Source organism: Okeania sp. SIO3B5 (assembly GCF_010692555.1).
In the GTDB taxonomy this organism is placed as follows: Bacteria; Cyanobacteriota; Cyanobacteriia; order Cyanobacteriales; family Microcoleaceae; genus Okeania.
Genome location: NZ_JAAHHG010000270.1, coordinates 1 through 13,481, shown reverse-complemented (window position 1 = coordinate 13,481; position 13,481 = coordinate 1). Strand labels below are relative to the sequence as shown.

Below are 13,481 nucleotides of genomic sequence, written 5' to 3'. Positions count from 1 at the left end.
ATAAAAAGCTCAATTACCTTGACTATTCTTACTTTTAGCTTTATTCAGCAAGCCCTAATAATTAATTATTCATTATTCATTATTCATTATTCATTGTTTAAAGTTCCTTTTGAATGATGTTGTTTTTGATTATCGACATAAGCGATCGCTCGTTCTAGTTGTGTTCTTCCCAAAGAAAAGACACCATATCCTGCTTGCCAAGCAAATTTATTTTCCTTCGGAGGTAGAACATTATTTAGATAATGAGAACTACTACCTTTAATATTTTTCACAAAATCAGAAATAGCTAAATTAGGTGGGACTGAAACTACTAAATGAATATGATTTTCTGTACCATTAATAGCATGAATAATACAATTAAGAGCATTAGCTTTGCCAATAATATAATGATAAAGTTGAGGTTCTATATTTAGTGTAATTAGAGGTTTTCTATATTTAGTTGACCAAACAAAATGATAGAAAAGTCGCCATAATGCCATTCTAATTTTTATCTTTTAAATGTACAAATCTAACTAAAAGTTGATATCCTGCACAAAAATTAATTTCTGTACTAATACCTTAAGTTTGCTTCAAAGGGATGGGTATTTTTAGTCCCTTAAAAGGGACTTCAGCTATCAGCCTGGGATTTTAATCCCAGGCAATATATTTATCTTTGCTAATTTCGGTTAAAATTGATAACCTGCACAAAAATTCATTTCTGTACTTACACCTTAAAATTTTTAGTCCCTTTTAAGGGACTTCAGCTATAAGCCTGGGATTAAAATCCCAGGTAATATTTTAATCAAATATTATGCAAAAGAATCATTGCCCCTTATGTCATACAGATAAATTTAACTACTACAAAGCAGGAGATGATTATCTATTAGCTAAATGTTCTGAATGTGGTATGGTATGGGATAACAATCCACCAAAAAATCCCACTGCTATCTATCAAGAAGATTACTATAATAACGATTTTCCTAAAGGAGGATATTCTAATTATTTTCAAGGCATGAAAATTAATAGCCAGACTTTTCGACAGCGTTTGTTGAAGGCTGAAAAAAAACTTTCTGGTAAAGGTTTATTATTAGATGTAGGTTGTGCTTTAGGTGATTGTTTGGAGCAAGCAAAAGATTTAGGATGGGATAATCCTCAAGGTTTAGAAGTATCAGAATATGCAGTAAATTTTGCTAAAAATCGTGGTTTATCTGTCTGTCAAGGTGATTTATTTAATCATAGTTTTGAACCTAATTCTTTTGATTTGATTATGTTGCAAGATATGATTGAGCATACGACAGATCCTATTGCTCAACTAACAGCAGCTTATCAACTTTTGAAACCGGGAGGATGGATTTTTATTACTACTCCGAATGTGGGAGGATTTTGGGAAAAGTTATTAGGTGCTTTATGGTATCACTATAAACCAACAGAACATCTGACTTATTTCTCTCTTGATACGATAAAATTTGCCTTGGAAAAAACAGGATTTTCTGATGTAGAATCAAAGCCAACCAATAATTCTATGAGTGTGGAATATATACTCGATCGACTCAAATATTATCAGCCAATGTTTTTCTCCTTTTTACTGAGAATTGCTCGAACTTTAAATCTCCATAAATTAGTTTTTTCTCTGTGGATAGGAGAATTAGAAGCTTGGGGAAAGAAAAAGTAGGAAGTGGCTCACAGGGATTATGGCACGGATATACGGAATTGTCAGGGAGTGGGGGAGTGGCTCACAGGGATTATGGCACGGATATACGGAATTGTCAGGGAGTGGGGGAGTGGCTCACAGGGATTATGGCACGGATATACGGAATTGTCAGGAGTGGGGGAGTGGCTCACAGGGATTATGGCACGGATATACGGAATTGTCAGAAGTGGGGGAGTGGCTCACAGGGATTATGGCACGGATATACGGAATTGTCAGGGAGTGGGGGAGTGGGGGAGTAGTAAACATCAGAATAATTAACAAGAACTGGGGTGCTAATTATCAAAAAAGTTATTCAGTCTGTGTTAATTACTTAATAATTGAAATGTCGCCTAAGTTAAGCATTCTTTTTTCACATTTGGAATAAAGGAAAAAAAAGGTTGACAAAATAGACAAGATAAAGTTATATATCTATGGAATTTTTAACTGTGAATATAGCAGAAGGAAGGAAGAAGAATGTTTTAGTTATCTAGGATAGAAGGAAAAATCTTGCGTTGTCTGAGTTTTAAGCTTTTGATATTTCCTAACCGCTTTGACGATTGCTATATATTAACTCTAAAACCTATAAATAAATTGAGGTCATATAAATGAATGTAATTCAAACAGAAATCCCAGAAGTATTACTGATAGAGCCAAAAGTTTTTGGAGACGAGCGTGGCTTTTTTATGGAGAGTTTTAATCAACGCAATTTTTCAGAAAAAACAGGTATAAATTTGGAGTTTGTACAAGATAATCACTCTCGTTCCAGTAAAGGTGTACTTCGAGGTTTACATTATCAAATTCAACAAGCTCAGGGTAAATTATTACGAGTAGTTGCTGGAGAAATATTTGATGTTGCTGTAGATATTCGGAAAAATTCTCCTAATTTTGGTAAGTGGGTAGGTTATCTTTTAACAGCAGAAAATAAACGACAACTTTGGGTACCTCCTGGTTTTGCTCATGGTTTTTTAGTAATATCTGAAACTGCTGATGTTTTGTATAAGACTACTGATTATTACGCACCAGAATATGAACGTTCAATTCTGTGGAATGATTCAGAGATTGGAATTGATTGGCCTTTAGATGGAATAGAGGTGAAATTATCTCAAAAAGATGAAGCTGGTAAAACTTTGAAAGATGCTGATTTGGTGTAAATACTCGGTAAACAGGATGCACCCTAAATGTGTAGTGCTATATTTTATATTCCCTATTTTAAATTTAATAAACAGAAGTCAAAAAAATGAATGTAATTCCAACAGAAATTCCTGAAATATTGTTAATAGAGCCACAAGTTTTTGGAGATGAACGAGGCTTTTTTATGGAAAGTTTTAATCAACGCAATTTTTCAGAAAAAACCGGAATAAATCTGGAATTTGTGCAAGATAATTATGCTCATTCTTATCAAGGTGTACTTCGAGGTTTACATTATCAAATTCAACAACCTCAAGGCAGATTATTAAAAGTAGTTGTGGGAGAAATCTTTGATGTTGCTGTAGATATTCGGAAAAGTTCTCCTTATTTCGGTAAGTGGGTAGGTTATTTTTTAAGTGCAGAAAATAAACGACAAATTTGGATACCACCTGGTTTTGCTCATGGTTTGTTAGCCGTGTCTGAAACTGCTGATGTTTTGTATAAAGCTACTGATTATTATGCACCTGAATATAAGCGTTCAATTCTGTGGAATGATCCAGACCTTGGGATTAGTTGGCCTTTAGATGGAATTGAAGTGAAATTATCTAAAAAAGATGAAGCTGGTAAAACTTTAAAAGATGTTGATTTGTTTGAATAAGAGGAGTCAGAAATCAGGAGTCAGAACAGAGAATTGAGAAGATTTCGACAAACTTTCTAGCTGAAGTGATTTGTCAGAGAGAGTGAAATTTTCCTCATCTGCTTACTTAAAGACAGAATCAAAATCGGCAAATTCTCAAACTGTCAAATACTCAAAATTCCGAACAGAGAATTGAGAAGATTTCGGCAAACTTTCTAGCTGAAGTGATTTTTCACAGAGCGTGAAATTTTGCCTATCTACTTACTTAAAGACAGAATCAAAATCGGCAAATTCTCAAACTGTAAAAAATGCTCAAAACTTAGAATTAGAGAATTGAGAAAATTTCAGGAAACTTTCTAGCTGAAGTGATTTTTCACAGAGCGTGAAATTTTCCCTATCTACTTACTTAAAGACAGAATCAAAATCGGCAAATTCTCAAACTGTCAAATACTCAAAATTCCGAACAGAGAATTGAGAAAATTTCGGCAAACTTTCTAGCTGAAGTGATTTTTCAGAGAGAGTGAAATTTTTCTTATCTACTTACTTAAAGACAGAATGAAAATTGGCAAATTATTAAGTTATGAAAGACTCAAAACTCAGAATTGGGAATTCCAAAGATTTCGGCAAAATTTCTAGTTGAAGTAATTTTTTAGAGAGAGTGAAATTTTGTCTATCTACTTACTTAAAGGCAGAATGAAAATCGGCAAATTATCAAACTGTAAAATACTCAAAAATCAGAATTGAGAATTCCGAAGATTTGAGCAAAGAGAGAGTAAAATTTTGCCTATCTACTTAGTCAGAGGCAGAATGAAAATCGGCAAATTCTCAAATTGTAAAATACTCAAAACTCAGAATAAAGAATCCCGAAGATTTCGGCAAACTTTCTAGCTGAAGTGATTTTTCAGAGAGGGTGAAATTTTGTCTATCTGCTTAGTCAAAGACAGAATGAAAATCAGCAAATACTTAGGCTGTCAAATTCTCAAAATTCCGAATTGAGAAATCAGGATATTTCGGCAAACTTTTTAGCTGAAGTAATTTTCTAGAGAGGGTAAAATTTGCTCCACTTGCTCACTTAAAAGCAGAATCAAAAGATAAAAATTATAAATATAAGTTTGGCTAGATGTTGTGAGGTAAGAGAATTTTATCATCTTTGGTTGGCATACTTTGACTTGAGGTGATTTTTATGAGTAATGAGAATAATAGTGAAAGTAGCAAAGTAGCAATAATAGACGTAACAAGCATATACAAGGAATGCTTGAAATATTTATCTTATCCTCGTTTTATAGGTGCTACATCTTTCTCTCTTGACAAGTATTTTATATATAATGACATTGTAACGAAAAATATTGTAACGACTGAAAATATCAAGAATAATTCATCAGAACTACTTAATGGAATTTTCCTATATACAGATAGTGATAGAGAAATAGTAAATTATATTAGAGATAGCCTTGATGAATTTGATAAGTTAACTGGAGACTGGAGTAAAATATACATCTTAGAAAAACCTCAGCCTAACCTAGATTCACTCAAAAAATATTGGCAGTCAATTCTTTATTCAGAGTTGTATGAAAAAATTTCTGTAAGTAGATGGTTATTTGAAACTAAACCATTTAATAGAAACGAATCTTACGATATAGCTAGACAACTAGATATCCTTCCCGAACAATTACCTTGTTTAGTCTTATTACCACCCTTAACAGAAATATCTGGTCTAGAAAAACTAATTATCCCTATTCAAGAAGTATCAGCAAATTATTTTAGAAAAATATTTTCGACTTTAGAACAGATAGTTAAGCAGGCAAAGCATAAAAATAAATATGAAGCAATAAAAATCAGATTTAACGACCTGACAGAATACTTAGAGACAAACTCAGAAAAAATTGTTCAACGAACAACAACAGAGTATCAAATAAATGGAACAAATATTTTTGTTAATAGTCAAACGGAGAATTTTCAAATGACCGAAAATAGTCGCGATATTAAAATTAGCGGAGACAGTAAAATCGCCAGTATTGTTGGAGGAGAAGCAACAATAGATACAGCGAATATTAAGCAGAATAATTATTCACCCGAACAAAGAAAAACCTTACAAGAGGCAGCAAAAGAAATTCAAAATTTACTACAACAACTATCAACAACAGACTATTCCTCAAATCCAACTAATAACTTAGAAATTGCTAACCAAGCAATTCAAGAAATAGAAAAAAATCCCTCTCTGAAATCTCGAATAATTACAGCATTAAAAGCAGGAGGACAAGAAACATTCAAAGAATTAATAGACCATCCCGCAGTTAATATATTAATAGCTTCAATAGAAGGTTGGAGTAGTGCCAAATAGAAAAACAAAAATTAAATCAAAATATTATTGGAAAATCACAAATGAAAATCTTATTAACAGGCATTAACGGACAACTTGGCCACCAACTACAACCCCTCCTGACAAATATTGGGGAAGTAACCGCAGTGGGACGAGAAAACTTAGACCTGGCAGACTCCAATGCCATCTCTCAAATAATTAGCCAAGTTAAACCAGAAATTATTGTCAATGCTGCTGCTTATACGGCAGTTGACAAATCTGAAAATGAGCCAGAATTAGCCAATGCGGTAAATAGTATTGCCCCTGGAATTATGGCAACCGAAGCAAAAAAATTGGGGGCAACCTTAATTCACATTTCCACCGACTACGTTTTTGATGGGAGTCAAAGCACACCCTACACAGAAACTAACCCTACCAAACCCCTTGGTATCTACGGCAAATCTAAATTAGAGGGGGAAAAGGCAATTCGAGAAACAGAAGCTAATCATATTATTATCAGAACAGCTTGGGTTTATGGGGTTTATGGTAAAGGTAACTTTGTCAAAACCATGTTGCGAGTAGGTAAGGATAGGGAAGAATTGAGAGTTGTTTACGATCAGGTTGGTTGTCCAACTTGGACAGGAGACTTAGCAGAAGCGATCGCTCAAATTATTCCTCAGCTCAACTCTGAAATTTATGGGACTTATCATTATACAAATAGTGGAGCTATTAGTTGGTACGATTTTGCCATGACTATTTTTGAGGAAGCAAAACAATTGGGTTTTCCTTTAGAGGTAAAACGAGTTGTTCCCATAACTACTGCTGAATATCCAACTCCAGCAAAACGACCTGCTTTTTCAGTTTTGAATAGCGGGAAAATTTCAAAAGTTTTGGGAAAACATTCTCCTTATTGGCGAGATGGTTTGAGGCAAATGTTAAAGCAGTTAGCTGCTTTGAGCAATTAATTCAGCGGAGCGCGAATCCTTTAGTTTAGCTTGAGGTCGTTTTGGTAAACTTTTGCAGTAATCTTGAATTATTTCAGACATTGATACTTGCATAATTTCTGCATAATATTCTGGTCTTTGTTTTTCATCATCAGTTAATCTTACTACAAAATTCTTTTTCCTAACCATTAACTGTATATACAATTTGGGTTACGATATTAATATATTGATTGTCAAGTGATAACTTTAACTTACCAGTACAAACTTAGACCAAATAAACAACAAGAAGCAGAAATTAACCTGATTCTTGATGTTTGTAAGAGTGTGTACAATTATGCTTTGAGAGAGCGTAAAGACTGGTTAAGTTCAAGAAAATCATCAATTAAGAGCTGCTCAATTGTTTCTGAATATATTATTCCTGCTGATGCACCTTATCCTAACTATAATAACCAGGCTAAAAGCCTAACAATAGCTAAAAAAACTTATTCTAGATTAAAGTCAGTTAATGCTCAAGTTTTACAACAAACTTTAAAGACTTTAGATAGAGCATTTTCTGATATGAAATCTCTTGGTAAAGGCTTCCCTAGATTTAAGAAAAAGTTGAGAAGCTTTGTTTTTCCTGCAATGTTGAAAAATTGTTTAGGTTGTGGTCAAGTCAAATTTCCTCAATTAGGATGGGTTAAGATTAGACAAAGTAGACAATATCCAGAGGGTTTTCAAGCTAAACAAACTAGGATAATTAAAAAAGCAACTGGTTATTATTTGATGATTACTTTTACTTCATCAGAGTTAGTACCAGATAATCCAGTAGGAAAAGTATCATTAGGTGTAGATGCAGGAGTAGAATCATTCATAGCAACTTCAGGAGGAAGGTTAACCAAAGCACCGAAATTTTTATTAGACCAACTGCGCGAGCTTAAATTGCTGCAAAGAAGGCTTAAGAAGAAAAAGATTGGTTCAAATAATTGGTTGAAATCCCAAAATAAAATAGCTATACTACATGAAAAAATAGCTAATTCTAGACGTGACTGGCATTTTAAATTAGCTAATCAAATTTGTGATTTAGCTGATAATATTTTTGTTGAAGATATTAACTTTAAATCTTGGTCTAAAGGCATTGTTAGAAAACAATCTTTAGATTCTGGAATAGGTCAATTTATTAATGAAATACTTCCTTATATTTGCTGGAAAAGAGGTAAGTATTACGCCAAAGTTGATAAAAATTATACTTCTCAAGAATGTCCTAAATGTGGTCATAGACAGAAAAAGAAACTCTCTGATAGAAAACATAATTGCAGCCATTGTAATTATCAAGAAAATCGCGATGTAGCTGCTGCAAAAGTAATTAGAAATAGAGGACTAATAGCGGTAGGGCATACCGTTAACAAAAATGCTTGTCGAGACGGTCTGGCGGGGGTGCAACTCAGCTTGTTTGATTTGTTACCTAGTTAAGAGTCTGAAACAAGAATCTCCCGTTATAATCTTTGATTTAACGGAAGAGTGTCAAAACGTTGCAGTTTTGTATCTCAAACCCACCAGTGGAGTAAGTACTGAAAAACTTACTCATAAATAGTCACAGTATTTTGTTATAGCAATTTCCAACTAATAAATTTGTCTAATGAATTCTACTATTACTACCTCTCCTTGGATAAAAATATTTCAACCCATTTCTCAACCTACCCTACGTTTATTCTGTTTTCACCCTTCTGCTGCTGGTGCTTCCTTGTTTCGCCTCTGGGGAAAATACTTGCCTTCTAATATAGAGGTCTGCACTATACAACTACCAGGTAGAGAAACTCGGATTAAAGAACCTCTAATTACTGAATGGGATAACCTATTGCCGACCCTGACTCAAGCTTTGTTGCCCTTAATTGAAGAATATCCCTTTGTATTTTTTGGCCATAGTCTCGGTGCATTAATAAGTTTTGAAGTAGTTCGTAAACTACGCAGGGAAAAACTTCCTATTCCTAAATATATGTTTGTCTCTGGTCGTCGCGCTCCTCATATTCCTATTGATAACCCACTTTATCAAGCATCTAACCCAACTTTAATTTCGACCTTGCGTGAATACGGTGGTACCCCTGAAGCAGTCTTGGAAAACCGAGACCTGATGGAATTATTTTTACCTATTTTACGAGCAGATTTTACCCTCAATGAAAAATATATTTATTCTCCTGAAGCGCCTTTTGAATTTCCTATTGTTGCTTTTAAAGGTATCAATGATATAGCAGTTAATTTACAACAGTTGTCTAAATGGGAAGAGCATACAGTCGGTACTTTTGCATTACATGAATTTCCGGGCAGTCATATGTTTTTCCAACAACAACCAAAGATTTTAATTGAAGCAATATCAAAATATCTGTGAGGTCATTTCAGTTATCAGTTATCAGTTATCAGTGCCTATGGCTAAAGCCATAGGCTTGAAATACTGAAATTTATTTTCTCTTGGTAGATTGGATATGGCGAGGTTTCCTCGCCATCCCTCGACCGCTTTTTCATACCTTTGAAATGGGGAAGCTTGAGACATTATTTTTTGGTCATTTGAAAGAGTTATAATTTATCAATATCTCCAGCTTAAACAGAAGGTAATAAGATGCAGAATTTATCCTTAAAAGGGGAAACTTGAGACCTTATTTATTATTTATTTCGTCAATTAGGATGTAGTGTAAATGATTCTTTGAATTGGAATACTTTGCGCGGATTATGAGATAGATTTTTAAAATTAATATCTTTATCCTTATTCCCTAAATGTAAGCATTCAGCTATCAGCATTCAGCATTTCCTACGGAATGCTGCGCAAACAGTTTTTGGGTGCATCTCAATGCGTGAATAAAGCCAAAAAATTATCGCTTTTAGGGAACAGGGAACAAGGAACAGGGAACAGGGAAGATATAGGAGAAAAGTATTTTTGCTTGCTATGAGATGCACCCCAGTTTTTGAACATATTCAAGAAATTACTAAGGTTAGCTGAAGACATTTTTTTTATAAGTTTTAATTCTCCTTGAAGACTAATTCCTCTTTTGAGTTGATAATGAGCTAATAACTCATACCAATTTGATAAATGTTTGCTACAAATAGCTAGGGTATTTCTTAGAATCCAGAATTCAGAATTCAGAATTCGTATGGGGATATATTTAATACCATTTTTGATTTTGTAAATTATCTTTTTCGTCAAATAGACTTTATTTGAAAGTTTATTTATGATTCTTATTATTCGTAACATTCTTTTTTCAAAATGGTATCATAGTTGATAGCTGATAGCTGACGGCTGAATGCTTACCCTAAAATTCTGTACCTCCAAGACTCGAAAACTGCTGTAAACATAATAATGTCTTTGCTTTAGAAAATAATCAAGTTTGAAAATATTTTCAATGAAAATTCCTAATTACTTCAAATTCACCATCATATTTGTTTTTATCCTGTTAATTATCTATAGTTTTTCATCCTCAAGTATAGCTGACGAACTCCCTTTGAGACAGAGATGGAGTCCTTCAATTTTTGGAAAAAATGATGAAGTAGGTTCAGTTAATTGGATTACTAATAAAAAAGTTTTAGAATCCCTAAAATTAGTCAAAAAAGGTAAAGTAGCTACCCTTGGTAAAGTTTATCAAAGTGATGCTCCGGTATTTGCCCAACGTAATTGGAAATTAATAATTCCTGGTCTACCAACTTATAAATTTCCCGGAGAAAATGACATTATTGTTAATGATGAATATGTGATGGCCGAGTTGGGTCAGGTTGGCACTCAATTTGATGGTTTAGGTCATATTGGGGTGAATACTTCTCAAGGAAATTATTTTTATAATGGTAATTTTTTAGAAGATTTTGGAACATCCTACGGGTTAAATAAATTAGGAGTAGAAAAGATTGGAGAGTTAGGGTATGTGACCAGGGGAGTGTTATTAGATATTGCTGGTTATCGAGGAGTTGAACGTTTACCAGTTCCTCAAGGTAAGAGTAAAAATGACCCAGGAATTATTACAATTAATGATATTAAAGGAGCAATAAAAAAACAAAAAATAGCTCGAATAAAACAAGGGGATGTAGTTATTTTCTATACAGGTCATGGTAAGTATTGGGGAAAAGATTGGGATAGTTTGAGTCCCGAACAAAAAGCCAAAAATCGTCAAATATTTAATTCTGGAAGACCAGGACCTGGTATTACTAGCTGTCGTTATTTATCTAGCTTAAAAATAGCGATGGTAGGGTCAGATACTTGGGGAACTGAAGCTGCTCCTGGTGAAGACCCAAACCGACCTGCTGATTGTCATATTGAATGGATAGTTAAACAAGGTATTACTATTTTTGAGAACTTGGATGTTAGTCAATTAATAGAAGATAAAGTCTACGAATTTATGTTTGTTTTTGCACCTCTAAAAATGAAAGGTGCAACAGGTTCTCCAGGTAATCCTATTGCTATTTATTAAAATTCAAAAGTCAAAAGTCATGCATTCAAAAGTAAGATTTTTTTATAGGCTAAAAATTTTGATACTACAGTAATTGCAGGAAATTGTTTCGCATCTGAAGCTTGAAACTATTTGTAATTTGTAATATTCTTTTTTTCAAATTGGTAGAAAACCATATACCAATCCTATTTAAGTTGCAATGTTTTGCTGGTAGGGGCGTTTCATGTCGCGCAGCGTTAACGTTCCGATAGCATTCCGATAGGAAAGTTGTGTGCCAGCAAAACGCTTGTTTTACTCCGAACATGAGTAGCAAAGATTAACCTACTAAATTAATCCGTACATCCGTGCCAAAATTCGTGTCTTGCTTTCCGATTTATGTTAACCAAAAAAAAGTCAGAAATTACTTTTCTAATTCTCACCGCCATAACAATTTTACTCCCCGCTTTATATATACTTTTTATGATATCTAAAGCAGGGGAATTGCTAAATTTTGATTATTGGTGGATGATTCAAAATATCTATTCTATAGATGGATTTTCCACGAATATTTTTGACTGGATGTTTCGGGCAAACGAACATTTTGTCTTAATTCCTGCCATAATTTATGCTCTAAATATTGTTGTTACTAAAGGTTCCAATATTGGGTTGTGTCTGGCTACATTTTTCCTGGCTTGTATTCAGGGGATTTTATTAATAACATTAGTACCTAATACCCTGAAAAAATATCGAACAATACTTTTATTATTAATTCTATTTATCTCAGTTTTTAACTTTACCCCTGCTGCTGCTCATAATTGGATGCGCGGATATAGTGGCGTACATTGGGTAATTGCTAATTTATTTGTTATTGCTTCAATTTTTTGCGTAAAAAATTTATTAGAGTCTCAACAAAATAAATGGCTAATTGCCAGTATAATTTTGGGAATTTTAGGATGTATTAGTTATAGTACAGCTTTAGGAATTTGGCCGATATTGTGTGCCGTTGCTATTTTATTTAAACTGCCGAAAAGATTTACTATCTCTTATATTATTTTTTCGATTTTAGTAATAGGAATTTATTTCCTCACTTACACAACGCCCTCTCATCATCCCTCTTTGTCTAAGCTAAATTTAATTAATATAATTACTTATATTCCTGTTTATCTAGGAGCAATTTTTACTCATAATATTCCTGTAGCTTCAACAATAGGTTGGTTGGGATTAATTTTGACAGGAATATTTTTTACTTATTGGTTATTTTCATCTTATCCTCAAGACTGGCTACCCTGGTTATCAATAATAATTTATACTTTAGGCACTGCTTTAATGGCAGCAGTTAGTCGTTCTGGGTTTGGAGTCGAACAAGCGATCGCTTCTCGTTATGCTACTCTACCTTCTCTATTTTGGTTAAGTCTAATTATCTTAATTTTCTTATGGCTTCAACAACAGCAACCTACCCTCAAAAAACAGTGGTATTTTGTTATGCCATTAGTGGCGGTTTTGACTGTTTTAACTATATTAATGTATCGAGTAGGTACGGAAACTTTTAGAGAAATTGCTCATCGCGCAACTTATCAACCTTTAGTAGGATTATCTTTACAACTTGGTGTTTATGACCCGGTTTTAATTAAAGAAAAAGTAGGCAACCGACCTGCTGCTTTTTTAGGTTTAGTAGATGCTTTAAAAGCTGATGATTTAGTACCTTTTAATCGAGATATAAAAAAGGATAATTTTTGTGCCAATTTGGATGAAAAAATTAACTCAGATTTATTAACAGCAAAGCCACCAGAAAATTTCCAGGGATATTTTGATACTGTGACTGAATTTTCTTCTACTGCAGCTAGAGTAAATGGATGGGTTAGTGAAGTCAAAAGTCAAAAGTCAAAAGTTAAAAGTGAAGAGAATTATTTTCAAGTTAAAAGTCAAAAGTCAAAAGTCAAAAGTAAAGAGAATTATTCTCAAATTAAAAGTGAAGATAGTTTTGAAGTTAAATGTATTGCTATTTTGAATCAAGAAAATGTTGTCAAAGGTTTTGGAATGTCAGGTTTTCCTCGTGCTGATGTGGCAGAATTATTAGGAGCTGAATATGAATTATCTGGCTGGAAAGGATATATTCAATTCTCAACCAACGATGTTTTAACAGCTTATGTAAAATTGAAAAATCGTCAATATTGGATAGCTTTAACCAATCAACATAGTTTTGATAATTAGAATTGAATCTAGTGCGGCTGCGCGGAAGTTAAAAGTCAAAAGTTAAAAGTGAAGAGAATTATTTTCAAGTCAAAAGTCATTTCAGTTATCAGTTATCAGTTATCAGTACCTCTGCCTGTTTGCGCAGCATTCCGCAGGAAAGTCAGAGGCTTGAAATATTGAACTTTATTTTTTTCATCCCCTTGAAAGGGGAGGCTTGAGACCTTCT

At 33.5% G+C, this 13,481-nt stretch carries 12 protein-coding genes and 1 pseudogene; 10 read left to right on the top strand and 3 right to left on the bottom strand.

Annotated elements, in window-relative coordinates; genetic code table 11:
- Positions 1–101: 101 nt before the first annotated feature.
- Positions 102–479 (bottom strand): annotated as a pseudogene (tnpA, locus tag F6K54_RS27690) (IS200/IS605 family transposase); the annotation flags it as partial.
- Positions 480–790: 311 nt separating this feature from the next.
- On the opposite strand from tnpA, the gene F6K54_RS27685 reads away from it, so the two are divergent.
- The 6 genes from F6K54_RS27685 to rfbD all read left to right on the top strand — a co-directional run bounded on the left by F6K54_RS27685 (position 791) and on the right by rfbD (position 6,698).
- Complete coding sequence (locus tag F6K54_RS27685; protein ID WP_293084830.1) at positions 791–1,651, top strand: bifunctional 2-polyprenyl-6-hydroxyphenol methylase/3-demethylubiquinol 3-O-methyltransferase UbiG; 861 nt, start codon at positions 791–793, stop codon at positions 1,649–1,651.
- A 3-nt stretch (positions 1,652–1,654) separates the two neighbouring features.
- Positions 1,655–1,948 carry a hypothetical protein gene (locus tag F6K54_RS27680; protein WP_293084827.1) on the top strand — a complete coding sequence of 98 codons (294 nt, stop codon included), beginning with the start codon at positions 1,655–1,657 and terminating at the stop codon, positions 1,946–1,948.
- A gap of 326 nt (positions 1,949–2,274) precedes the next feature.
- The gene (gene rfbC, locus F6K54_RS27675) at positions 2,275–2,820 is read left to right on the top strand and encodes a dTDP-4-dehydrorhamnose 3,5-epimerase (protein WP_293084824.1); all 546 of its coding nucleotides are present in this window, start codon (positions 2,275–2,277) and stop codon (positions 2,818–2,820) included.
- 86 nt (positions 2,821–2,906) lie between these two features.
- Positions 2,907–3,455, top strand: coding sequence for a dTDP-4-dehydrorhamnose 3,5-epimerase (rfbC, locus tag F6K54_RS27670; protein ID WP_293084821.1), 549 nt, complete (start codon positions 2,907–2,909; stop codon positions 3,453–3,455).
- A 1,162-nt stretch (positions 3,456–4,617) separates the two neighbouring features.
- Positions 4,618–5,775, top strand: coding sequence for a hypothetical protein (locus tag F6K54_RS27665; RefSeq protein WP_293084818.1), 1,158 nt, complete (start codon positions 4,618–4,620; stop codon positions 5,773–5,775).
- A gap of 41 nt (positions 5,776–5,816) precedes the next feature.
- Positions 5,817–6,698: a dTDP-4-dehydrorhamnose reductase gene (gene rfbD / locus F6K54_RS27660; RefSeq protein WP_293084815.1), complete on the top strand. Its 882-nt coding sequence runs from the start codon at positions 5,817–5,819 to the stop codon at positions 6,696–6,698.
- On the opposite strand, the gene F6K54_RS27655 is transcribed toward rfbD, so the two are convergent.
- Complete coding sequence (locus F6K54_RS27655; protein WP_293084812.1) at positions 6,678–6,866, bottom strand: hypothetical protein; 189 nt, start codon at positions 6,864–6,866, stop codon at positions 6,678–6,680. The genes rfbD and F6K54_RS27655 overlap by 21 nt on opposite strands.
- A 48-nt stretch (positions 6,867–6,914) precedes the next feature.
- Between F6K54_RS27655 and F6K54_RS27650 the strand changes: the two genes are divergently transcribed.
- Positions 6,915–8,129 carry a transposase gene (locus F6K54_RS27650; RefSeq protein ID WP_293084809.1) on the top strand — a complete coding sequence of 405 codons (1,215 nt, stop codon included), beginning with the start codon at positions 6,915–6,917 and terminating at the stop codon, positions 8,127–8,129.
- A 166-nt stretch (positions 8,130–8,295) separates the two neighbouring features.
- Entirely contained in the window at positions 8,296–9,042 is a 747-nt protein-coding gene (locus F6K54_RS27645; RefSeq protein WP_293084806.1) for a thioesterase II family protein, read from the top strand.
- A 21-nt stretch (positions 9,043–9,063) separates the two neighbouring features.
- Here F6K54_RS27645 and F6K54_RS27640 read toward each other — a convergent pair whose 3' ends face one another.
- Positions 9,064–9,204, bottom strand: coding sequence for a hypothetical protein (locus F6K54_RS27640; protein WP_293084803.1), 141 nt, complete (start codon positions 9,202–9,204; stop codon positions 9,064–9,066).
- An 844-nt stretch (positions 9,205–10,048) separates the two neighbouring features.
- On the opposite strand from F6K54_RS27640, the gene F6K54_RS27635 reads away from it, so the two are divergent.
- Both F6K54_RS27635 and F6K54_RS27630 read left to right on the top strand, forming a co-directional pair.
- A complete protein-coding gene (locus F6K54_RS27635) occupies positions 10,049–11,104 on the top strand; it encodes a cyclase family protein (RefSeq protein WP_293084800.1) in 1,056 nt (351 codons plus the stop codon).
- A 438-nt stretch (positions 11,105–11,542) separates the two neighbouring features.
- Positions 11,543–13,273 carry a hypothetical protein gene (locus F6K54_RS27630; protein ID WP_375342008.1) on the top strand — a complete coding sequence of 577 codons (1,731 nt, stop codon included), beginning with the start codon at positions 11,543–11,545 and terminating at the stop codon, positions 13,271–13,273.
- The last annotated feature ends 208 nt before the right edge of the window (positions 13,274–13,481 follow it).

Bases quoted from the DNA above. Each gene is read 5' to 3' on its own strand.
- F6K54_RS27645 (WP_293084806.1), top strand. From the start codon at position 8,296: ATGAATTCTACTATTACTACCTCTCCTTGGATAAAAATATTTCAACCC.
- F6K54_RS27665 (WP_293084818.1), top strand. From the start codon at position 4,618: ATGAGTAATGAGAATAATAGTGAAAGTAGCAAAGTAGCAATAATAGAC.
- rfbC (WP_293084821.1), top strand. From the start codon at position 2,907: ATGAATGTAATTCCAACAGAAATTCCTGAAATATTGTTAATAGAGCCA.
- F6K54_RS27685 (WP_293084830.1), top strand. From the start codon at position 791: ATGCAAAAGAATCATTGCCCCTTATGTCATACAGATAAATTTAACTAC.
- F6K54_RS27655 (WP_293084812.1), bottom strand. From the start codon at position 6,866: ATGGTTAGGAAAAAGAATTTTGTAGTAAGATTAACTGATGATGAAAAA.
- F6K54_RS27635 (WP_293084800.1), top strand. From the start codon at position 10,049: ATGAAAATTCCTAATTACTTCAAATTCACCATCATATTTGTTTTTATC.
- F6K54_RS27630 (WP_375342008.1), top strand. From the start codon at position 11,543: ATGATATCTAAAGCAGGGGAATTGCTAAATTTTGATTATTGGTGGATG.
- F6K54_RS27640 (WP_293084803.1), bottom strand. From the start codon at position 9,204: ATGTCTCAAGCTTCCCCATTTCAAAGGTATGAAAAAGCGGTCGAGGGA.
- rfbD (WP_293084815.1), top strand. From the start codon at position 5,817: ATGAAAATCTTATTAACAGGCATTAACGGACAACTTGGCCACCAACTA.
- rfbC (WP_293084824.1), top strand. From the start codon at position 2,275: ATGAATGTAATTCAAACAGAAATCCCAGAAGTATTACTGATAGAGCCA.